This window comes from Cytobacillus firmus (assembly GCF_023715565.1).
GTDB classification, from domain to species: domain Bacteria; phylum Bacillota; class Bacilli; order Bacillales; family Cytobacillaceae; genus Cytobacillus; species Cytobacillus firmus_C.
Genome location: NZ_JAMBOJ010000069.1, coordinates 1 through 20,420, shown reverse-complemented (window position 1 = coordinate 20,420; position 20,420 = coordinate 1). Strand labels below are relative to the sequence as shown.

Here is a 20,420-nt window from a genome sequence, read left to right as displayed (position 1 = left end):
CAGTAAAAATATAAACTGTGCATACGTTTGCTCAGCAAAGAATATCTTTATATATATCACTGGCTAAGCACTTTTACGGATAGGGGGTGAAGGGGTGTCTTTCGCTTCGGAAACGAAAAAAGAATTGACGAACCTGGAATTAAAAGACTGCTGCGGAAAAGCGGAATTGTCCGCCTTAATCCGGATGAATGGGTCACTTTCTTTTTCCAGTCGAAAATTGATTGTGGATATTCAGACGGAGAATGCAGCCATTGCAAGAAGAATTTACACACTGATTAAAAGGAATTACAGTGTTCAGGTCGAGCTCCTGGTCCGGAAAAAAATGCGTCTAAAAAAGAACAATGTATATATTGTCAGGCTGACGGAACAGGCCAGTATGATTCTTGATGACCTGAAAATTTTAAGTGAGGGATTCGTATTTACGCACGATATCTCCAAAGAGCTCATAAAAAAGAAATGCTGTAAGCGTTCTTATCTGCGCGGTGCATTCCTTGCCGGGGGATCGGTAAACAATCCGGAAACCTCCTCCTATCATCTGGAGATCGCCTCACTTTATAAGGAGCATAATGACGCTCTTTGTGAACTGATGAATACTTTCGGGCTGAACAGCAAAACGCTTGAACGGAAAAAGGGCTATATCACGTATTTAAAGGAAGCCGAAAAAATAACAGAATTCCTGAATATTGTCGGGGCACATACATCTCTGCTCCGGTTTGAAGACATCCGGATTGTCCGCGATATGAGGAACTCGGTCAATCGACTAGTGAATTGTGAAACAGCGAACTTGAACAAAACCATCGGGGCGGCCTTGCGCCAAGTAGAGAATATCCGGTTTATTGACCAGACAGTTGGACTTCAGGTTTTACCCGACAAGCTGAGGGAAATAGCTGAATTGCGTGTAGCATACCAGGATGTCACCTTAAAAGAGCTTGGGGAGATGGTCTCAGGCGGAAATATCAGCAAATCAGGCATTAATCACCGATTAAGAAAAATAGATGAAATCGCTGAAAAACTCAGAGCAGGCAGTACAATAGATGTGCACTAACGGAGGCATCAGAAAGGAGGAGATATACAATGGCAGAAAAACAGGTAGAAGTTAAGTTGAAGACAGGATTGCAGGCTCGTCCGGCTGCATTGTTCGTACAAGAGGCCAATCGGTTCTCATCCGATATTTTCCTGGAGAAGGATGGAAAGAAGGTAAATGCGAAAAGTATTATGGGACTAATGAGTCTGGCTGTAAGCTCAGGATCAGTTATTACCCTGAAGGCTGATGGGAACGACGAAAAAGAAGCTCTCGAAGCGCTGGCAAATTATATTCAGAAGGAAAACTAAAACAACTCGCATCGTGAAGATGCGAGTTGTTTTTATGTCTGTCTAGGTCCAGCGTCTACCCCTCGAGGTCCCGGGGGCGGGCAAGACGCTTTCGCTTTTCTTATTACTTATCTTTCTTTTCATCCATAGAGTTTCTGGTAATGATTTGGTCAACCAAACCGTATTCAAGAGCTCTTTCAGCTGTCATAAAGTTATCGCGATCTGTGTCTTTTGCAATGACTTCAAGTGGCTGTCCAGTACGCTCCGAAAGGATTGTGTTTAATTTTTCGCGAAGGAAAAGGATGCGCTTTGCAGCGATTTCGATTTCAGTCGCCTGTCCCTGTGCACCGCCAAGTGGCTGGTGAATCATAACCTCAGCGTTTGGAAGGGCAAAACGTTTGCCTTTTTCACCCGCTGCTAGAAGGAATGCACCCATGGATGCAGCCATTCCGATACAAATGGTTTGTACTTTTGGCTTAATGAACTGCATCGTATCATAAATAGCCATACCAGCTGTAATGCTTCCGCCAGGGCTATTAATGTAAATAGAAATGTCCTTTTCAGGGTTTTCTGCTTCAAGGAATAACAGCTGGGCAACAATTGAGTTTGCCACATTATCATCAATTCCGCTTCCGAGCATAATGATGCGGTCTTTTAATAGGCGGGAGTAAATATCATAAGCGCGCTCCCCGCGATTTGTTTGTTCAATAACTGTAGGGATTAAGTTCATTTTCCAATTCCTCCTTCAAGATAAGGTCAACATACATGATGAACAAGCATGTTCTTCCAAGTAAAGAAAATTTTTTAACTCCTATGTATTATCATGATACACTGATGGTCAATTAAGGTCAAACGAATCGCATAGAAATAGCAGCTGATTCGTTCGACACTTTTTTCTGTGCTGTGCTATCTCATTCCATGATACCCATTGTTTTAACTTTTAAAACTAAAAGGAGGCTTGCAAAGTGAATAAACATAGCATATAATTAGTTATCGTAGCGGCTGAGCGCTTGGTCAGCCAATTAATACTGCCCTCGTGGTGCAACGGATAGCACGTGAGATTCCGGTTCTTAAGATGTGGGTTCGATTCCTGCCGAGGGCGCTAGCAAAACTTCTTGTCTGATATGGACAGGGAGTTTTTTTATTATTTCTGCTATCCGCAAATAAAAATTCGCAGGTTTCACCATAAAAAATGAATATTCCCCCCTCTTCCATGCATATTGTGAAGTATTCAGAAAGAAGTGCAGAGTGCGATTGGTCATTGCCAGGAAATTGCCATACAACATTTTCTGTGAATATTGTAAAATGGGGACAGGGGGAATGTATGATGAATTTGAAAGCTGGGTTATGGCAGCAGCAGACAATGAAACTGACAATGACACAGGAGCTGACGCAGGCGATTGCCCTTCTGCAATACAGCACTCAGGAGCTTTCTGCTTTTTTGGAAAGCAAAGCGCTTGAAAATCCCCTATTAAAATTAGAGTCCGGTCATGTCAAGACGATGGATCCCCGTTATGACCGTGTCAAACCGACAAGGATAAAACCCGAAAAAGATAAAATAAATTGGATTGAGCAGATTGGCTGCGGAAAGACTTTGCTGCTGGATGAATATTTGAAATCGCAGCTTCATTTGAAGTTAAACCGGGATGAACAAAAAGTGATCGAGCATCTTATTGATAACCTTGATGAAAACGGTTACTTGAGGGCGGATCTAAAGGGTTCTGCTGATGCTCTTAAGGTGCCGCTTGAACAAGTGGAGCGAATGCTTGAAGAACTGCAGGAACTCGAGCCTGCCGGCGTTGGTGCAAGGAGTCTCCAGGAGTGCCTGTCTCTCCAGATTCAGAGATTGCCGGAAGAGAATGAACTGGCTGAAATCATTATAGATGAATACTTTACCCCTTTTGCGGAGAAGAAATGGAAAGAAATTGCGAAACAGCTCGGTGTGGAGCTTAAAGACATTCAGGCCGTATTCGACCTTGTTCAAACCCTGAATCCAAGGCCAGCTTCATCCTTCCAGAGTGAAAAATCCGCCTATATTACTCCGGACGTGATTGTTCAGTGGGATGGCAGCTCCTTTTCTGTCAGCGTGTTTGATGAAGTGCTTCCGAAAATCAGTTTTAATGAACCATATTACAAGAAGTTTTCGGCTGCTGGTGATCGAAGTGTCAGCCGCTTCCTGCAGGAAAAGCAGCAGGATTACCACTGGATTATTAGAAGCATCGAGCAGAGAAAAGAGACTCTTGCAAATGTGACTCTTAAAATTGTTGAGAAGCAGCAGGACTTTTTTATAAAAGGACCTGCCCATCTGAAGCCCATGACGATGAAGGAAATTTCTGATGAACTCGACATTCATGAATCAACAGTGAGCCGGGCTGTCCGTGAGAAATATGCGCAAACACCATTCGGGACGTTTGAGCTGAGATCGTTCTTCTCCAGCACGATCAAAACAACATCCGATGAAAATACATCATCACAGCAGGTCAAGACGATGATCGGTAAAATGATAGAAAAAGAAAATAAACAAAAGCCGTTATCCGATCAGGAGCTTGTGAAGCTGCTGAAGGAAAATGAGGGAATGGTTGTCAGCAGAAGGACGATTGCCAAATATCGGGATCAGCTCGGTATCCCGTCATCTTCCAAACGGAAAAGGTATGACTGAAAAGGTATGACTGAAAAGGAGATTTGCTGATTGAAAAAGCAAGAGCTAGTGTTTTATACACGCAGCAGATGCCCGCTGTGTGATAAAGCTAAGAGTGTGTTAGTTGAATTAAAGAAAGAATATGAATTTACTTTACTTGAAAAAGATATTGATGAGAGCGATGACCTGACTGAGAAGTACGGACTTATGATTCCGGTTGTTGAAATTGATGGGCGTGAAGTTCAGTTCGGGCATATTGACCCCATCACAGTAGGTGAAGCGCTTACAGAAAAAAACTGAGCTTTATCAGTTGATTTCAATACTCACTCTTGCTATTATGAAGGAGTAGCAAGGGTGATTTTTTTTGTGGTAAGTGGGACATAATATGTCTATGCGGGACAAAAAATGACCACATATGATGAAGGAGCTTTCCGGATGTACTCACTAATTGATATTCAAAAAAGATTATTGCCTGATATGCTTACGGTTATGCAGAAGCGCTATGGGATTCTTCATTATATTGGGCTGATGGAGCCGGTTGGAAGAAGAAGCCTTGCAGTCAGTCTCGGCTTGACGGAAAGAGTGCTGAGAAGTGAGGTTGAATTTTTAAAAGACCAGAATCTGATCCGCATTTCAAGTACAGGAATGAGTCTTTCTTCTGATGGCAAAGAATTACTCGGAGCTCTTGAAGGAATAATGAGAGATATTTCGGGTATAGCCGTAATGGAGCAGGAATTATCCCGGAAGCTTGGCATTCGCAAGGCGATCATTGTTTCCGGAAACAGCGATGAATCTCCATGGGTGAAGCAGGAGCTTGGAAGAGCCACAGCAATGTGTATGAAATCAAGACTCAAAGGAAAAAATATCATCGCAGTTACCGGCGGGTCCACAATGGCAGCCGTAGCGGAGATGCTTACTCCTGATCTTGCTGAACGCGATTGGCTGTTTGTGCCGGCACGTGGCGGAATAGGCGAAGATGTTAAAAACCAGGCTAACACCATTTGTTCCAAAATGGCTGATCATACTGATTCCAGGCACCGTGTCCTGTATGTGCCGGACCAGGTAAGCAGGGAGATGTATGAAAGCATTATTAAAGAACCCAATATTAAAGAAGTAATCACCCAGATCAAATCGGCAAGCATGGTTTTGCACGGGATTGGGGACGCTATTACAATGGCTGAACGCCGCAAAACGAGTGAAGAAGATTTGGTTAAAATCAAGCAAGCCAAAGCAGTCGGTGAATCATTTGGCTATTACTTCAATGAAGGCGGCGAGGTTGTACATAAGGTTCAGACCATCGGCCTTCAGCTGGATGACTTATCACAAATAGAACATGTCATTGCAGTGGCAGGCGGCTCCACAAAGGCTAAAGCCATCGCTGCATACATGAAACGGGCACCATCCACTACCATACTAGTGACAGACGAAGGTGCAGCAAAACAGTTGATAAAAGGGTAATCCCTTTTCAAATATAAAATCTACCTTTTCAAGGAGGAAATATTCATGGCAGTTAAAGTTGGTATTAACGGATTTGGAAGAATCGGGCGCGTTGTTTTCCGTGCAGCTCTTAATAACCCTAACGTAGAGGTTGTAGCAGTAAATGACCTTACAGATGCAAACATGCTTGCACACCTTTTAAAATATGATTCCGTACACGGAACTCTAAATGAAGAAGTAACTGTTGACGGTGATTATCTTGTTGTTGGCGGCCATAAAGTAAAAGTTATTGCAGAGCGCGATCCTGCTCAATTAGGATGGGGAGATCTTGGCGTAGAAGTAGTAGTAGAATCTACTGGACGTTTCACAAAGCGTGCTGACGCTGCGAAACATCTTGAAGCTGGTGCTAAGAAAGTAATTATCTCAGCTCCTGCTTCTGACGAAGATATCACAGTTGTTATGGGTGTTAACCATGAGAAATATGATGCAGCAAACCATCATGTAATCTCTAATGCTTCTTGTACAACAAACTGCTTGGCTCCATTTGCAAAAGTATTGAACGACAGCTTCGGAATCAAACGCGGTATGATGACAACTGTTCACTCATACACAAATGACCAGCAAATTCTTGACTTGCCGCACAAAGACTACCGTCGTGCACGTGCAGCAGCAGAAAACATCATTCCTACAACTACTGGAGCTGCAAAAGCAGTATCTCTAGTATTGCCTGAACTTAAAGGCAAATTGAACGGTGGAGCAATGCGTGTTCCAACTCCAAACGTTTCTCTTGTTGACCTTGTTGCTGAGCTTGACAAAGACGTAACTGCTGAAGATGTAAACAATGCTCTTAAAGCAGCTGCTGAAGGCGACCTTAAAGGCATCCTTGCTTACAGCGAAGAGCCACTAGTATCCGGTGACTACAATGGAAACCCTGCATCATCTACAATCGATGCACTTTCTACAATGGTTATGGAAGGCAACATGGTAAAAGTAATCTCTTGGTATGATAACGAAACTGGTTACTCTAACCGTGTAGTTGACCTTGTTGACTACATCGCTCAAAAAGGACTTTAATTTTCACCAAAAATATTCGTTTTGCGAAGCATTCACAAGCTGACTTTTTTCTCTGAAAAAACACCTCATCTTGTTGGATATTCAAATCGCTAGCGTCTATAATGGATAAGGGTAAAAGGGGAGCAGGGAAACATTCCCTCTCCCCTTTGTTTTAAGTAAAACTATTTAACTGGGATGGTGCTTAGCTCCCGAACCTGGAGGCTTGTAGTCTATGAGCGTCAGGCAAGGCGCTTCCGCTTTTCTGGTAAGGAGGTCCGTTTGCTATGAACAAAAAAAGCGTTAAAGATGTGGAGTTGAAAGGTAAGCGTGTATTTTGCCGGGTTGATTTCAATGTTCCGATGAAAGAGGGACAGGTAACAGATGAGACTCGCATCAAAGCAGCTCTTCCAACGATCGAATACTTGATGAACAATGGTGCTAAAGTGATTTTAGCCAGCCATTTGGGCCGTCCGAAAGGTTCAGTTGTTGAAGAATTGCGTTTAACACCAGTAGCAAAGCGTTTATCCGAGCTTCTTGGCAAAGAAGTAAAGAAGGCGGATGAAGCATATGGCGATTCTGTAAAAGCTATGGTTGACACGTTAAGTGAAGGCGATGTTCTTCTTCTTGAAAACGTGCGTTTCTATGCTGGCGAGGAAAAGAATGATCCTGAGCTTGCAAAGGCATTTGCTGAGCTTGCAGATGTGTACGTAAATGATGCATTCGGAGCAGCACACCGTGCCCATGCTTCAACGGAAGGAATTGCGCATCATCTTCCTGCCGTATCAGGACTTCTGATGGAAAAAGAACTTGATGTACTTGGAAAAGCTCTTTCAAATCCTGAACGCCCCTTTACAGCTATTATCGGCGGTGCAAAGGTTAAAGATAAGATTGGCGTAATCGAAAATCTTCTTGAAAAGGTAGACAACCTGATCATTGGCGGCGGGCTTGCTTATACTTTTGTAAAAGCAAACGGCCATGAAGTAGGAAAATCACTATTAGAAGAAGATAAAATTGATCTTGCTAAATCGTTTATGGAAAAAGCGAAAGAAAAAGGCGTGAACTTCTGCATGCCAGTTGACGTCGTGGTAGCCGATGATTTTTCAGAGGAAGCCAACATTAAAACAGTCGCAATTGAAGAAATCCCTTCTGATTGGGAAGCACTTGATATCGGACCTAAAACGCGCGATATCTACAGTGATGTCATTCAGAATTCAAAGCTTGTCATTTGGAACGGACCAATGGGTGTGTTCGAATTAAATAAATTTGCAGGCGGTACAAGAGCAGTGGCTGAGGCTTTAGCAGAAGCAAACGATACATATTCAGTCATTGGCGGAGGCGATTCTGCAGCAGCAGTTGAAAAATTCCACCTTGCTGACCGCATGAGCCATATCTCAACAGGAGGCGGCGCTTCCCTTGAGTTTATGGAAGGAAAAGCACTGCCTGGTGTAGTTGCTTTAAACGATAGATAGTGACAGGCACCACCCGAAATTTGTCGAATGTAGGACACTACTAAAAATGCATGAAAGGACGTGCAACATGCGTAAACCAATTATCGCAGGAAACTGGAAAATGCATAAAACACTTCCGGAAGCGAAAGTCTTTCTTGAAGAAATTAACGGATTAGTTCCTGGGAAGGAGCAGGTAGATACAGTCGTATGTGCTCCTGCCTTATTCCTTGAGCGCCTGGTTGAAAACTCAAAGGATTCAGATGTTGAAATCGGCGCGCAAAACATGCACTTTGAAGAAAATGGCGCTTTTACTGGCGAAATCAGCCCGGTTGCTCTTGAAGATCTTGGGGTCAAATATGTAATCCTTGGTCATTCAGAACGCCGTGAGATGTTTAATGAGACAGACGAGGCCGTTAATAAAAAGACCTTGGCTGCATTCAAACACAGCTTAACTCCAATCGTTTGTGTCGGTGAATCGCTGGAACAGCGGGAAAGCGGCGAAACAATGGATCTTGTCGGCTCACAGGTTGAGAAGGCCCTAAATGGCTTAACTGAAGAGCAGGTAAAGCAGACTGTTATTGCATATGAGCCAATCTGGGCAATCGGAACTGGCAAATCTTCAACATCCGCAGATGCAAATGAAGTATGTGCACATATCCGCTCTGTTGTTGCTAAGCAATTTTCACAGGCTGCGGCAGATGCAGTCCGCATTCAGTACGGCGGCAGCGTAAAGCCTGCAAACATTAAAGAATATATGAACCAGCCTGATATTGATGGAGCTCTTGTTGGCGGTGCAAGCTTACAGCCTACGGACTTTCTTCAATTATTGGAGGCAGGCAAGAATGAGTAAATCTCCAGTTGCATTAATCATCTTAGATGGTTTCGCATTGCGCGGGGAACGGATGGGAAATGCCGTTGCCCAGGCAAAAAAACCAAACTTCGACCGCTACTGGAATACCTACCCTAACGCAACGCTGACAGCAAGCGGCGAAGCAGTAGGTCTTCCGGAAGGGCAAATGGGTAACTCGGAAGTTGGACACTTAAACATCGGCGCAGGCCGGATTGTATATCAGAGTTTAACAAGAGTGAACGTGGCCATTCGTGAGGGACAGTTTGAGAAAAACGAAACGTTCCGTTCTGCGATTGACCATGTGAAAAAGAATGGCACGGATCTTCATTTGATGGGACTTCTGTCTGATGGAGGCGTTCACAGCCATATTCAGCACTTATTTGCGCTGCTTCGCATGGCTGCTGAGGAAGGCGTGAAGAATGTCTATGTTCATGGATTCCTCGATGGCCGTGATGTTGGCCCGCAAACCGCTGCAGGCTACATTAAAGAAGTACAGGAAAAAATGAATGAATATGGAGTCGGCGAATTTGCTACCATTTCCGGACGATACTATTCCATGGACCGCGATAAACGCTGGGAACGTGTTGAAAAGTCTTACCGTTCCATGGTGTATGGTGATGGCCCCGCATACAACAATCCTCTGGATTTAGTTGAAGATAACTATAAAAATGGTATCTTTGATGAATTTGTCATTCCATCTGTCATTACTTCAGAAGATGGCAAACCGGTTGCGACAATTAAGAAGGATGATGCAGTTATTTTCTATAACTTCCGTCCGGACCGGGCAATCCAGATTTCGAATACTTTTACAAATAAAGACTTCCGTTCCTTTGATAGAGGGCCTGGACATCCTGAGAACTTGTTCTTCGTTTGTTTGACCCACTTCAGTGAAACGGTTGATGGATATGTTGCGTTCAAACCAACAAATCTTGATAATACTCTGGGTGAGGTTTTAGCGCAAAACGGAAAAACACAGCTCCGCATTGCAGAGACAGAGAAATACCCTCATGTAACGTTCTTTATGAGCGGCGGACGGGAAGAGAAATTCCCTGGTGAAGAGCGGATCCTGATCGATTCACCGAAAGTAGCTACCTATGACCTTAAGCCTGAAATGAGTGCTTATGAAGTGACGGACGCGTTGCTTAAGGAAGTGGAAGCTGACAATTTCGATGCGATCATCCTGAATTTCGCCAACCCGGACATGGTAGGACACTCGGGCATGCTTGAGCCAACGATCAAGGCGGTTGAAACGGTTGACGAATGCCTTGGCAAAATTGTTGACCTGATTATTTCAAAAGGCGGAAAAGCGATCATTACAGCTGACCACGGAAATGCCGATGAAGTTGTTACGCTAGAAGGCAGCCCGATGACTGCCCACACAACAAACCCGGTTCCAGTCATCGTCACACAGGACGGTGCAGAACTCCGTACAGACGGAATCTTAGGAGACCTTGCTCCAACAGTTCTGGACCTGCTTGGACTGGATAAACCGACTGAAATGACAGGAACATCATTACTGAAAAAGTGACAGGCACCACCCGAAATTTGTCGAAAACAATTTTCCATAATAAAGGAGAGAATTACTATGCCATTTATCGAACAAGTATATGCACGTGAAGTATTGGATTCCCGCGGGAACCCAACAGTTGAAGTTGAAGTTTTAACAGAATCAGGATTCTTCGGACGCGCGATTGTTCCTTCGGGAGCATCAACTGGTGAGCACGAAGCAGTAGAACTTCGTGACGGCGACAAGTCCCGCTACCTTGGAAAAGGCGTTCAAAAAGCGGTAGATAACGTAAACAACCTGATTGCAGATGCTGTAATCGGCTTAGACGTTACAGACCAGGTTGGCATCGACCGGACAATGATCGCGTTAGATGGCACTGAAAACAAAGGAAAGCTTGGCGCAAACGCAATCCTTGGCGTATCCATGGCTTGTGCACATGCAGCTGCTGAGTCTGTAGGACTTCCTTTATACCGTTACCTTGGAGGCTTCAACGCGAAGCAGCTTCCAACACCAATGATGAACATCATCAACGGCGGATCTCATGCTGACAACAACGTGGACTTCCAGGAATTCATGATCATGCCTGTTGGAGCTCCTACTTTCAAGGAAGCCATCCGCATGGGTGCTGAAGTATTCCATTCATTGAAAAAAGTTTTATCTGGCAAAGGTCTTAACACTGCTGTAGGTGACGAAGGCGGATTTGCTCCAAACCTTGGTTCTAACCGTGAAGCTCTTGAAGTTATCATTGAAGCGATCTCTAACGCTGGCTACGAAGCTGGCAAAGACATCTACCTTGCAATGGATGTTGCTTCTTCTGAGTTCTACAACAAAGAAACTGGCAAATACGATCTTGCAGGCGAAGGCCGCACTGGTTTAACTTCAGAAGATATGGTTAACTTCTACGAAGAACTTGTAAACGAGTTCCCTATCATTTCAATTGAAGATGGTCTTGACGAAAACGACTGGGATGGCCATAAGTTATTAACTGACCGCATCGGCGGAAAAGTTCAGCTTGTTGGTGACGACTTGTTCGTTACAAACACGAAGAAGCTTGCTCAAGGTATCGAGCAGGGCGTAGGCAACTCAATCCTGATCAAAGTAAACCAAATCGGTACATTGACAGAAACTTTTGAAGCAATCGAAATGGCGAAGCGTGCAGGCTACACTGCAGTTGTATCCCACCGATCCGGTGAAACAGAAGATGCTACAATCGCTGACATCGCTGTTGCGACAAACGCTGGCCAAATCAAAACTGGCTCAATGTCACGTACAGACCGTATCGCGAAATACAACCAACTTCTTCGCATCGAAGACGAGCTTGGCGATTTAGCTGTATACGATGGTTTAAAATCTTTCTATAACTTGAGCAAGTAATTTTGCTTGTACAGCCGTCCCGGGTGGGGCGGTTGTTTTTTTATGGGAAAGGCTCGGAGCTATTTGTACGCACATAAATTAAGTTATCCGCACACAAATTCATGCTGTACGCACATAAAATTAATTTATCCGCACATAAAACTGTGATTACCGCACATAAACTAGTATTTCAAGACAGAATTGAGTGATTTGCACGTAAAAACCGCCCGAAAGTGCACTATATAGCCCATCCTCTTGTGCAGAACCTCAAAATTTTATTGTGAATACCAATAAAATGTGATAAATTAAGAATAATGTGATTGTACGTTTTCAGGAGGTGGCTTCATGCATACATTATTGATTACCCTTTTAGTCATTGTTTCGATTGCCCTTATTGTAGTTGTACTCCTTCAGTCTGGTAAAAGCGCAGGTCTTTCCGGTGCCATTTCAGGGGGAGCAGAGCAGCTTTTTGGAAAGCAAAAAGCACGCGGTATTGATCTCGTTCTTCACCGCACTACCGTTGTTCTTTCAGTCTTATTCTTTGTACTTACTGTCTTAGTTTCTTATTTTGCGGTATAAATGAATGCAGCGCCTGGCCTTCAGAAGGTCAGGCTTTTATTTTTCTTCGGCAGTTTTCGCTTAAGAAAGCTTTTTATTGGCATGTTCCCCCGCTGTTTGCTAAAAATAAGGAATGCAGATTCAATCAAACGTTTGATTAATTAAATTATAGGAATCATAAGGTAAAAGGAGTTTTATCAATGAGAGTTGTTGCACCAAAACCGTTTACATTTGGAAATGGAAAAAGAGCAGTCCTGCTTCTGCATGGTTTTACCGGAAATACAGCAGATGTCAGAATGATGGCAAGATTTCTTGAAACGAAGGGCTATACCTGTCATGCACCGCAATATAAGGGACATGGGGTTCCGCCGGAAGAGCTTGTTCATACAGGCCCGGAAGACTGGTGGAAAGATGTGATGGAAGGTTACGAATTTCTGAAAAATAAGGGACATAAAGAAATTGCAGTGGCTGGACTTTCACTTGGCGGCGTATTTTCCCTTAAATTGGGTTACACTGTACCTGTAAAGGGTATTGTCCCGATGTGCGCACCTATGTACATAAAAAGCGAAGAAGTCATGTATGAAGGAATTCTGAGCTACGCAAGAGAATATAAAAGACTTGAAGGAAAGACGGAAGGCCAAATTGAGCAGGAAATGGAAGAGTTCCAGAAAACACCGATGAATACATTAAAGGCACTTCAGGAGCTGATCGCGGATGTGCGCAATCATGTGGATATGATTTACTCGCCGACATTTGTTGTACAGGCACGACATGACCATATGATCAACACGGATAGTGCCAACATCATTTTCAATGAAGTGGAGAATGACTTAAAGAAACTCAAATGGTACGAAGAATCCGGGCATGTCATTACTCTGGATAAAGAGCGTGACCAGCTGCATGAAGATGTATATGCGTTTTTAGAAAAGCTTGATTGGGAAGAATAATAACAAAAGAAAAACTCCCTGAGGAGGGATGAAGATATGGAAAATAACATACAACAGCTGATCGACAAGCTGCTTCATTATATGAAGGATGAAGCCTATAAGCCATTGACGGTCCAGGAGCTGGAATCCGCATTTGGAATTGAGGATTCCACAGGCTTCAAAGACTTCGTTAAGGCGCTTGTTGTCATGGAAGAAAAAGGGCTAGTAGTCAGAACGAGAAGCAATCGTTATGGCTTACCTGAAAAAATGAATCTGATCCGTGGGAAGCTTTCCGGCCACGCAAAGGGGTTTGCCTTTGTTATTCCGGAAGAGCAGGGAATGGATGATATATTTATCCCGCCCAATGAAACGAATAATGCCTTAAATGGGGATATCGTTCTCGCACGTGTGACATCTGAGAGTTCAGGCCAGAGGCGGGAAGGCACGATTGTCCGTATCTTAGAGCGCGGTGTGACACAAATTGTCGGAACGTATACGGAAAGCAAGCACTTTGGATTTGTTATCCCCGATGATAAAAAGTTTGCCAGCGATATTTTTATCCCCAAATCAGCATCAAAAGGTGCGGTTGAAGGGCATAAGGTCGTTGTAAAACTGACCACTTATCCAGAAGGCCGAAAGAGTGCAGAAGGAGAAGTCATCGACATACTAGGACATAAGAACGACCCGGGTGTGGATATCCTTTCTGTTATTCACAAGCATAGCCTTCCGCTTGAGTTCCCGGATGAGGTGCTTAAGCAGGCTGAGGAAACGCCGGATACGATTGATCCAAGTGAGCTTGAAAACCGTCGTGATTTGAGAAATGAAGTTATTGTCACAATAGACGGTGCAGATGCAAAGGATCTTGATGATGCAGTAATGGTTAAAAAACTGGATAACGGCAACTACAAGCTTGGCGTTCATATTGCAGATGTCACATACTATGTCCGTGAGGATTCTCCAATTGACAGGGAAGCGGAAGAGCGGGCAACCTCTGTGTATTTAGTGGACCGGGTTATCCCGATGATCCCGCATCGCTTATCAAATGGCATTTGCTCATTGAATCCGAAAGTGGACCGGCTTACGCTTTCTTGTGAGATGGAAATCACATCTGATGGAGAAGTAGTGAATCACGAGATTTTCCAGAGTGTGATTAAAACAACGGAACGAATGACTTATTCAGATGTGAATAAGATTTTAGAAGAGCAGGACGAGGAACTTATCAACAGATACCAACCGCTTGTGCCAATGTTCGAACTGATGAAGGAGCTTTCTCTGATCCTGCGTAAAAAGAGAATGCATCGCGGAGCCATTGATTTTGATTTTAAAGAAGCGAAGGTCATTGTGGATGAAGAGGGCACCCCGACAGAAATCGCATTGCGCGAACGCTCGATTGCAGAGCGCCTGATTGAAGAATTTATGCTCGCAGCCAATGAAACCGTTGCTGAGCACTTCCATTGGATGGAAGTACCGTTCATTTACCGTATCCATGAAGATCCGAAAGAAGATAAGCTTAGAAGATTTTTTGAGTTTATTACAAACTTCGGCTATATCGTAAAAGGAACAGCTAATTCCGTTCACCCGCGTGCCCTACAGGGAATCATCGAAGAGGTTCAGGGAAAACCGGAAGAAATGGTGGTCAGCACAGTGATGCTTCGCTCTATGCAGCAGGCGAAGTACTTTGAAGAGAGCCTTGGGCACTTCGGGTTATCAACAGAGTTTTACACACACTTCACATCACCGATCCGCCGTTACCCGGACTTAATTGTCCACAGACTTATCCGCACTTACTTAATTGAAGGCAAGCTGGATCAGGCGACAAGGGAAAAGTGGAACGTACAGCTTCCAGACATTGCCGAACACTCTTCCAATATGGAGCGCCGTGCAGTTGAAGCGGAACGTGAAACAGATGAACTGAAGAAAGCGGAATATATGGCTGATAAAATCGGCGAGGAATATGATGGGATCATCAGCTCTGTTACAAACTTTGGCATGTTTGTCGAGCTTCCAAACACGATTGAAGGACTTATCCACGTCAGTTATATGACAGACGATTATTACCGCTATGACGAGCGTCAGATGGCGATGATCGGGGAGCGTACGGGCAATGTCTACCGTATTGGCGACGAGATTACAGTCCGTGTCATTAATGTAAACAAAGACGAACGCTCAATTGATTTTGAAATCGTCGGCATGAAGGGAACCCGCAGACGGGAGTCTCGGGAAGCGCCAAAGGTGTTCAAGACTGGCAGCAATGAGAAAAAGCCGCGCAGAGGGAAGTCTGATCAGGGCAAAGGAAACAGTCCAGGCGGCCCAAAAAAGAAAAAAGAGAAAAAGCATTACGAAAATGCACCAAAAGCAAAGCGGAAGAAAAAGAAGCGGTAAATGCGGGAGGGCCTTAAAGGCTCTCTCTTTCCTTCCCGGCAAGGCTCCGCTTTGAGAGGGACACGCAATTTTGCTATAATAAAGAAACCGATAGAGAACGGATGCTGCATTTCCTGATAACAGGAAAGGGGAGCAAAGGGGGATTCAACATGCCAAAAGGAACTGGCAAAATGGTTGCGCAAAATAAAAAGGCCTATCATGACTATGCTATAGAAGAAACATATGAAGCGGGAATTGTTCTGCAGGGGACGGAGATTAAATCGATCCGGGCGGGCAAGGTGAACCTGAAGGACTCATATGCCAGAATACAAAACAATGAACTCTTTCTTTTCGGCATGCATGTCAGTCCTTATGAGCAGGGAAACCGCTACAACCACGATCCGCTAAGGACCAGAAAGCTTCTCCTGCACAGAAAAGAAATCAGCAAGCTGATCGGTGAGTCGAAGGAAGTAGGCTACTCGATCGTTCCATTAAAAATGTACCTCAAGAATGGTTATGCAAAGGTTTTAATCGGCCTGGCAAGGGGTAAAAAGAAATATGACAAGCGTGAGGATCTGAAGAAGAAAGAAGCCAAGCGTGAAGTTGAGCGTGCTTTCCGCGAAAGGCAGAAAATGTAAATCCAGAACCTTACAATTGAAAAATTTGCTCAGTGTGCTATAATAGTAATTGTCACAGCGAGTGACACAAACTTTAGCTCATCTATTTCGAGCTTATCCGAACGTCAGCGTGCTGAATAAGATTCGGCGCAGACCTTTTATTATGGGGACGCTACGGATTCGACAGGGATAGTTCGAGCTTAGGTTGCGAGTCGAGGGGATCGGCCTCGTTAAAACGTCAAAGCCAATAACTGGCAAAACTCAAAACAACTTCGCTTTAGCTGCCTAATAGGCCTTTAGCGGTTCGCCCCTCCATCGCCCATGTGGTAGGGTAGCGGACTCACTCTTAGTGGGCTACGCCGGATTCCACCGCCTGAGGATGAAGGAAGAGAACAACCAGGCTAGCTGGCCGGACGCCCGTCGATAGGCATAAGGATCAGCGAATCGCGAATATATCGACTACACTCGTAGAAGCTTAAGTGCCGATATTTCTGGACGTGGGTTCGATTAATTATTAGTCGCCTTGTGTGGCAACACACAAGTGAAAATTCGGCTTTATCGGTGAAACCTAAGTCGCCATTGGCGATAGGGCAATGCCGAGCGGTATGTGGAGCAATCCAACAGCCGTGTATCGACTTATAGGCTGCCACAGAAGTGGTAGTACTAGGATGCGGAATGCTGCCTGAGCATCAGGTAAATTTATATTTCGCATAATACGCCGAAGGACCTGTTAAGACAGGTTCAAGATATAGTCAGTGCCATGACGAAAGCATGGAAGTGCACGTCCCACCGTCTCCACCAAATACATATTTGGTGGTTTTTTATTTGTCTTTTCATATCTTAAAAAAGTCTTCTTCGAATAAAATCTTCTGTCTTAACTTTTTCACAGTATATTTTCCATTAATTGGAGTTACTCTTGCATAATTTTCAAATATCCACAAAGCGCACCTGTTTTAGTACTAACATAACTTTCTCCTTTTGTTTAATATTCAGAGAAAAAGAATTTTTGTGAATACCCGGCTTGTAATTTTTTATTATTAATTATTGTTCCGCCTGTTAATGTTTGTATATAAATTAACATTTCCTTATCAGTAGATGCTATTGTTATACAGGGCCGACGATGCTCTCTCTCATGCATCCTGGTTAGAGTGATTGTTCCTTCACTGTCTATAATTAATCCCTGCAATATAAGCTGTTTCAAAACTTTCCATTTCCCGTCCCCCAGTGTAAAATAAGAATATACGTTCCCTTTTTGAGTATAACATAAATTCTTTTGGTTATTGATTGAAGAGGAAAGATATTGATATGCGAATTGTCGCAGAGAGTCTGACGGGGATTATTGAACGTCTGACATTAACCAAATTATTTAAAGGGATAAAGACTCCAGAAGATTTACCCCATTTATTCCTATGTAAAATGATTAATAAAATCAGCACTCAATAAAGACTTCTGAGGGGAACAGAATCTTTACGGGAGAGTGGAAAAGGAAATGGAAACCTGTGCGGGTAAGATTGATAAAGAATGGGTAGAGCTAATACTGACAGCCAAACAGCTGGGATTAACAATTGAGGATATACAGGAATTTATTAAACAGTCAGAGAATGGGACTAAGGTAGGCAATCTCCCGGATCTTAAGTAGTCTCAATCAACGGGAAGGATAGATTCTATGCGTAGACTTTTGGCAAAAGGTATATTTACGGGAGTGCTATCGGGAATTTTTCTGGGGTTATTTCTGAAAATGATTGAGATATCCACTGGTATTAAAGTATACACATTATTATTAAATGTGGATTATTTTCCGATTTTAAAAAACTATCATTTTCCCGAATTAATCGAGTTTGGATTTCACTTGATCATTTCAGTCATTTTAGCAGTCAGCTTATTATTTATAATGAAAAAATACCGCTGGAACAGGACACAAGTCTTTATCCGCACATTATTCCTCACCTTTTCCATAGGAGTCCTGCTTTATCCAACAACTGCTTTATCTGTACGAACCCCTGAACTTACATCATTACCTGCCATCTTTATTTGGCTTCTAGGCCATCTGTTATATGGTCTGCTGCTTTCTTCACTGTTTATAAAAAGGGGAATCCTTACTGAATTAGGGATAAAAGGCTTTTAATCCTTGAGAATTTGTTTTATAGTGTTTGTAAAGATACGTCTTATCAGGTGATGGAGTTCACCTTTAACCGCCTATTGGCTAATGACTCCTGTCAGTTATGTGGTAACTGGCAGGAGTCTTTTTGTTTTGGGTAAAATAAGGGTAATGGAGGGTTCTGGATGGTTTATATACTGGTTGGTGCCGCAGGGTTTTTAGGTTCCGTATTACGTTACAGCATGGGCGTTTTTCTTTTTCAGGAAAGTGCCGTTTTTCCTTTTGCCACGTTGACGGTTAATCTTCTGGGAAGTTTTCTCCTGGCTTGGCTGACAACGGGGCTGATGGTTCGTCTTTCTTTGCCAGCCCATATAAAAACAGCACTGGGAACGGGCTTTGTTGGATCCTTTACGACTTTTTCGACATTGAGTGTTGAAACAGTAGCACTTTTTTCCGCTGGACAAACAGCTCTGGCCGTTTTATATATTGCAGCCAGTCTTTTTGGCGGATTATGGATGAGCCGATTAGGGTTTCAGATCAGGAAAGGAGAGGAAACCGGATGAGTACGATATATGTACTAATGGTCGGGATAGGCGGTTTCTTTGGAGCGATATCCCGGCTATGGACCAGTCGGTTCATTAGTAAAAAGTTTGTGTCGAATTTCCCTGCTGCCACACTTGTCATTAACCTTATTGGTTCACTTCTTCTTGGAGTCATGATAGGGTCAGGAATAGAAGGAAGTCTTTTTATGCTGTTTGGCACAGGATATATGGGGGCATTCACCACCTTTTCTACCTTGAAGCTTGAGGCGATACAGCTGCACCTGGATAAAAGGAAAAAGGAGCTTATTTTATATACTTTTTTGAGCTATGGCGGCGGGATTCTTCTGGCTTTCTTGGGAATCGAACTGGGGTCCCTCCTCAAATAAAGAAGTAACAGTTTTCTGTATATACTTAGGGAAGTTTGTATGATAACCTGCCTCGGAGAATTATGTTATGATAGCAAATAGCACCAAGGAGGTAATAAAATGTTTTGGGAATCTTATTTAACAAATGATAAATTATTGGACTTGGGAATATCCATTGGGATTTTTCTGCTGTTTCTCATTTTCCGGAAGCTTTTCGCTAAATATGTATTTACTCTTTTATTAAAGATTAGCAGAAAAGCGCCAAACGACTTTTTCTCACATTTATTTGTTTCTTTTCAAAAGCCGATTCAAGGTTTTTTTATCATAATAGGGATCTACGTGTCTGTTGGTTACTTTCCTTATCTAAATCAAAAAAATCCCTTGTTTTTAGATTTTATAAGTTCTTCATACATTATTTTGCTTGCATGGGGATTATACAATATGGCAGGCGTATCATCAGCCCTTTTTACCAGTTTAAAAGTCAGGTATAATCTGGAGATTGATAACATCCTCATTCCTTTCATTTCGAAGGCATTGAGAGTTATCATTGTGGCTATTAGCTTTAGCATAGTTGCTCAGGAGTTTGGCTACGATGTGAATGGGTTTGTAGCAGGGCTAGGATTAGGCGGTGTTGCCATTGCTTTTGCTGCCAAGGATGTACTGGGAAATCTGTTTGGGGGATTTGTCATTATTACAGAAAAGCCGTTCACGATTGGTGATTGGATCATGACGCCAAGTGTGGAGGGAACGGTTGAAGATATTTCTTTCCGGAGCACCAGGGTAAGGACATTTGCACAGGCGTTGGTCACAGTTCCTAATGCTACTTTAGCTAATGAATCAATTACAAATTGGAGTAAGATGGGGAAAAGGCAAATAAGCTTCAGATTGCGCGTTACTCATGAAACGACTAAGGATCAAATGGCTAATGTGGTAGGGCAGATTGAGTATCTTTTAAAGAATCATCCAGATATTCACCCAGAAACCATCTTTGTCACCTTTGACGATTATAAAGAAAATGGGCTTGATATCTTCCTTTATTTCTTCACTAAAACAACAAATTGGGGCGAGTTCCTGAAAATAAAGGAAGAAATCAACTTTGAGATTATGGACATTCTTGAAAATGAGCGTGTTTATGTGGCTATGCCTAGCAGGAAGCTATACTTGGAACCTGATGGCGAAAATCAGCTGAAAAAAGAATCCATAGTAAGACAAGGATCATAATAGATAGGAAGAGGCTGGGACAAAACCCTCCTCTAAATTGAAAAAGCCGGTGAAATTTTACAATGAGTAAAATTTCACCGGCTTTGTTTATTTTGGGATTAAAATAAGAACCACTTCTGATAAAATAAAGTTACC

At 43.1% G+C, this 20,420-nt stretch carries 20 protein-coding genes, 1 tRNA gene, 1 other RNA gene and 1 riboswitch; of the genes, 21 read left to right on the top strand and 1 reads right to left on the bottom strand.

The genetic code is table 11. The features are described 5' to 3' along the window. The first annotated feature begins 94 nt into the window (after nt 1–94). Together whiA and M3205_RS21440 are read left to right on the top strand one after the other, a co-directional pair. Complete coding sequence (gene whiA, locus M3205_RS21445; protein WP_251171741.1) at nt 95–1,045, top strand: DNA-binding protein WhiA; 951 nt, start codon at nt 95–97, stop codon at nt 1,043–1,045. 29 nt (nt 1,046–1,074) lie between these two features. Next, entirely contained in the window at nt 1,075–1,332 is a 258-nt protein-coding gene (locus tag M3205_RS21440) for an HPr family phosphocarrier protein (RefSeq protein ID WP_251171740.1), read from the top strand. A 103-nt stretch (nt 1,333–1,435) separates the two neighbouring features. Here the strand turns inward: M3205_RS21440 and clpP are convergent, their stop codons facing one another. Then, the gene (gene clpP, locus M3205_RS21435) at nt 1,436–2,041 is read right to left on the bottom strand and encodes an ATP-dependent Clp endopeptidase proteolytic subunit ClpP (RefSeq protein ID WP_251171739.1); all 606 of its coding nucleotides are present in this window, start codon (nt 2,039–2,041) and stop codon (nt 1,436–1,438) included. Nucleotides 2,042–2,341: 300 nt separating this feature from the next. Here clpP and M3205_RS21430 point away from each other — a divergent pair. The 19 genes from M3205_RS21430 (at nt 2,342) to M3205_RS21340 (ending at nt 20,285) form a co-directional block, all read left to right on the top strand. After that, nucleotides 2,342–2,413, top strand: a tRNA-Arg gene (locus tag M3205_RS21430). A 225-nt stretch (nt 2,414–2,638) separates the two neighbouring features. Then, on the top strand, nt 2,639–3,970 hold the full coding sequence (rpoN, locus tag M3205_RS21425) for an RNA polymerase factor sigma-54 (RefSeq protein WP_251171748.1): 1,332 nt from the start codon (nt 2,639–2,641) through the stop codon (nt 3,968–3,970). A gap of 30 nt (nt 3,971–4,000) precedes the next feature. After that, nucleotides 4,001–4,249, top strand: coding sequence for a glutaredoxin family protein (locus M3205_RS21420; protein ID WP_251171738.1), 249 nt, complete (start codon nt 4,001–4,003; stop codon nt 4,247–4,249). A gap of 135 nt (nt 4,250–4,384) precedes the next feature. Continuing rightward, nucleotides 4,385–5,407 (top strand): sugar-binding transcriptional regulator, encoded by a 1,023-nt coding sequence (locus M3205_RS21415; RefSeq protein ID WP_251171747.1) that lies wholly within the window; start codon nt 4,385–4,387, stop codon nt 5,405–5,407. A 45-nt stretch (nt 5,408–5,452) separates the two neighbouring features. Then, the gene (gene gap / locus M3205_RS21410; protein WP_251171737.1) at nt 5,453–6,460 is read left to right on the top strand and encodes a type I glyceraldehyde-3-phosphate dehydrogenase; all 1,008 of its coding nucleotides are present in this window, start codon (nt 5,453–5,455) and stop codon (nt 6,458–6,460) included. A 263-nt stretch (nt 6,461–6,723) separates the two neighbouring features. Continuing rightward, on the top strand, nt 6,724–7,908 hold the full coding sequence (locus M3205_RS21405; protein WP_251171736.1) for a phosphoglycerate kinase: 1,185 nt from the start codon (nt 6,724–6,726) through the stop codon (nt 7,906–7,908). Between the two features lie 67 nt (nt 7,909–7,975). Beyond that, nucleotides 7,976–8,737, top strand: coding sequence for a triose-phosphate isomerase (tpiA, locus tag M3205_RS21400; RefSeq protein WP_251171735.1), 762 nt, complete (start codon nt 7,976–7,978; stop codon nt 8,735–8,737). Next, nucleotides 8,730–10,265 (top strand): 2,3-bisphosphoglycerate-independent phosphoglycerate mutase, encoded by a 1,536-nt coding sequence (gpmI, locus tag M3205_RS21395; RefSeq protein ID WP_251171734.1) that lies wholly within the window; start codon nt 8,730–8,732, stop codon nt 10,263–10,265. Before tpiA ends, gpmI begins: the two co-directional genes overlap by 8 nt. A gap of 57 nt (nt 10,266–10,322) precedes the next feature. Continuing rightward, the gene (gene eno, locus M3205_RS21390; protein ID WP_251171733.1) at nt 10,323–11,618 is read left to right on the top strand and encodes a phosphopyruvate hydratase; all 1,296 of its coding nucleotides are present in this window, start codon (nt 10,323–10,325) and stop codon (nt 11,616–11,618) included. A 324-nt stretch (nt 11,619–11,942) separates the two neighbouring features. Beyond that, a complete protein-coding gene (gene secG, locus M3205_RS21385; RefSeq protein WP_095243510.1) occupies nt 11,943–12,176 on the top strand; it encodes a preprotein translocase subunit SecG in 234 nt (77 codons plus the stop codon). A 179-nt stretch (nt 12,177–12,355) separates the two neighbouring features. Next, nucleotides 12,356–13,102, top strand: coding sequence for an alpha/beta hydrolase (locus M3205_RS21380; RefSeq protein WP_251171732.1), 747 nt, complete (start codon nt 12,356–12,358; stop codon nt 13,100–13,102). Nucleotides 13,103–13,138: 36 nt separating this feature from the next. Next, nucleotides 13,139–15,463 carry a ribonuclease R gene (rnr, locus tag M3205_RS21375; RefSeq protein WP_251171731.1) on the top strand — a complete coding sequence of 775 codons (2,325 nt, stop codon included), beginning with the start codon at nt 13,139–13,141 and terminating at the stop codon, nt 15,461–15,463. Nucleotides 15,464–15,612: 149 nt separating this feature from the next. Beyond that, entirely contained in the window at nt 15,613–16,080 is a 468-nt protein-coding gene (smpB, locus tag M3205_RS21370) for an SsrA-binding protein SmpB (protein ID WP_095243513.1), read from the top strand. A gap of 152 nt (nt 16,081–16,232) precedes the next feature. Continuing rightward, nucleotides 16,233–16,569: a transfer-messenger RNA gene (gene ssrA, locus M3205_RS21365) on the top strand. Between the two features lie 967 nt (nt 16,570–17,536). Then, the gene (locus M3205_RS21360) at nt 17,537–17,698 is read left to right on the top strand and encodes an anti-repressor SinI family protein (protein ID WP_311315750.1); all 162 of its coding nucleotides are present in this window, start codon (nt 17,537–17,539) and stop codon (nt 17,696–17,698) included. Nucleotides 17,699–17,725: 27 nt separating this feature from the next. Then, a complete protein-coding gene (locus M3205_RS21355; protein ID WP_251171730.1) occupies nt 17,726–18,184 on the top strand; it encodes a hypothetical protein in 459 nt (152 codons plus the stop codon). 37 nt (nt 18,185–18,221) lie between these two features. Then, nucleotides 18,222–18,282, top strand: a riboswitch (Fluoride riboswitch). 60 nt (nt 18,283–18,342) lie between these two features. Then, complete coding sequence (locus tag M3205_RS21350) at nt 18,343–18,720, top strand: fluoride efflux transporter FluC (protein WP_251171729.1); 378 nt, start codon at nt 18,343–18,345, stop codon at nt 18,718–18,720. Further along, entirely contained in the window at nt 18,717–19,085 is a 369-nt protein-coding gene (crcB, locus tag M3205_RS21345; protein WP_251171728.1) for a fluoride efflux transporter CrcB, read from the top strand. The genes M3205_RS21350 and crcB overlap by 4 nt, the downstream gene beginning before the upstream one ends. Before the next feature lie 99 nt (nt 19,086–19,184). Beyond that, nucleotides 19,185–20,285, top strand: coding sequence for a mechanosensitive ion channel family protein (locus M3205_RS21340; RefSeq protein ID WP_251171727.1), 1,101 nt, complete (start codon nt 19,185–19,187; stop codon nt 20,283–20,285). Nucleotides 20,286–20,420 lie beyond the last annotated feature (135 nt).

Coding starts and splice junctions, on each gene's coding strand:
- M3205_RS21355 (WP_251171730.1), top strand. CDS start 17,726: ATGCGTAGACTTTTGGCAAAAGGTATATTTACGGGAGTGCTATCGGGA.
- gap (WP_251171737.1), top strand. CDS start 5,453: ATGGCAGTTAAAGTTGGTATTAACGGATTTGGAAGAATCGGGCGCGTT.
- M3205_RS21340 (WP_251171727.1), top strand. CDS start 19,185: ATGTTTTGGGAATCTTATTTAACAAATGATAAATTATTGGACTTGGGA.
- rpoN (WP_251171748.1), top strand. CDS start 2,639: ATGAATTTGAAAGCTGGGTTATGGCAGCAGCAGACAATGAAACTGACA.
- rnr (WP_251171731.1), top strand. CDS start 13,139: ATGGAAAATAACATACAACAGCTGATCGACAAGCTGCTTCATTATATG.
- crcB (WP_251171728.1), top strand. CDS start 18,717: ATGAGTACGATATATGTACTAATGGTCGGGATAGGCGGTTTCTTTGGA.
- M3205_RS21350 (WP_251171729.1), top strand. CDS start 18,343: ATGGTTTATATACTGGTTGGTGCCGCAGGGTTTTTAGGTTCCGTATTA.
- M3205_RS21380 (WP_251171732.1), top strand. CDS start 12,356: ATGAGAGTTGTTGCACCAAAACCGTTTACATTTGGAAATGGAAAAAGA.
- secG (WP_095243510.1), top strand. CDS start 11,943: ATGCATACATTATTGATTACCCTTTTAGTCATTGTTTCGATTGCCCTT.
- M3205_RS21440 (WP_251171740.1), top strand. CDS start 1,075: ATGGCAGAAAAACAGGTAGAAGTTAAGTTGAAGACAGGATTGCAGGCT.
- tpiA (WP_251171735.1), top strand. CDS start 7,976: ATGCGTAAACCAATTATCGCAGGAAACTGGAAAATGCATAAAACACTT.
- eno (WP_251171733.1), top strand. CDS start 10,323: ATGCCATTTATCGAACAAGTATATGCACGTGAAGTATTGGATTCCCGC.
- M3205_RS21415 (WP_251171747.1), top strand. CDS start 4,385: ATGTACTCACTAATTGATATTCAAAAAAGATTATTGCCTGATATGCTT.
- gpmI (WP_251171734.1), top strand. CDS start 8,730: ATGAGTAAATCTCCAGTTGCATTAATCATCTTAGATGGTTTCGCATTG.
- M3205_RS21405 (WP_251171736.1), top strand. CDS start 6,724: ATGAACAAAAAAAGCGTTAAAGATGTGGAGTTGAAAGGTAAGCGTGTA.
- smpB (WP_095243513.1), top strand. CDS start 15,613: ATGCCAAAAGGAACTGGCAAAATGGTTGCGCAAAATAAAAAGGCCTAT.
- clpP (WP_251171739.1), bottom strand. CDS start 2,041: ATGAACTTAATCCCTACAGTTATTGAACAAACAAATCGCGGGGAGCGC.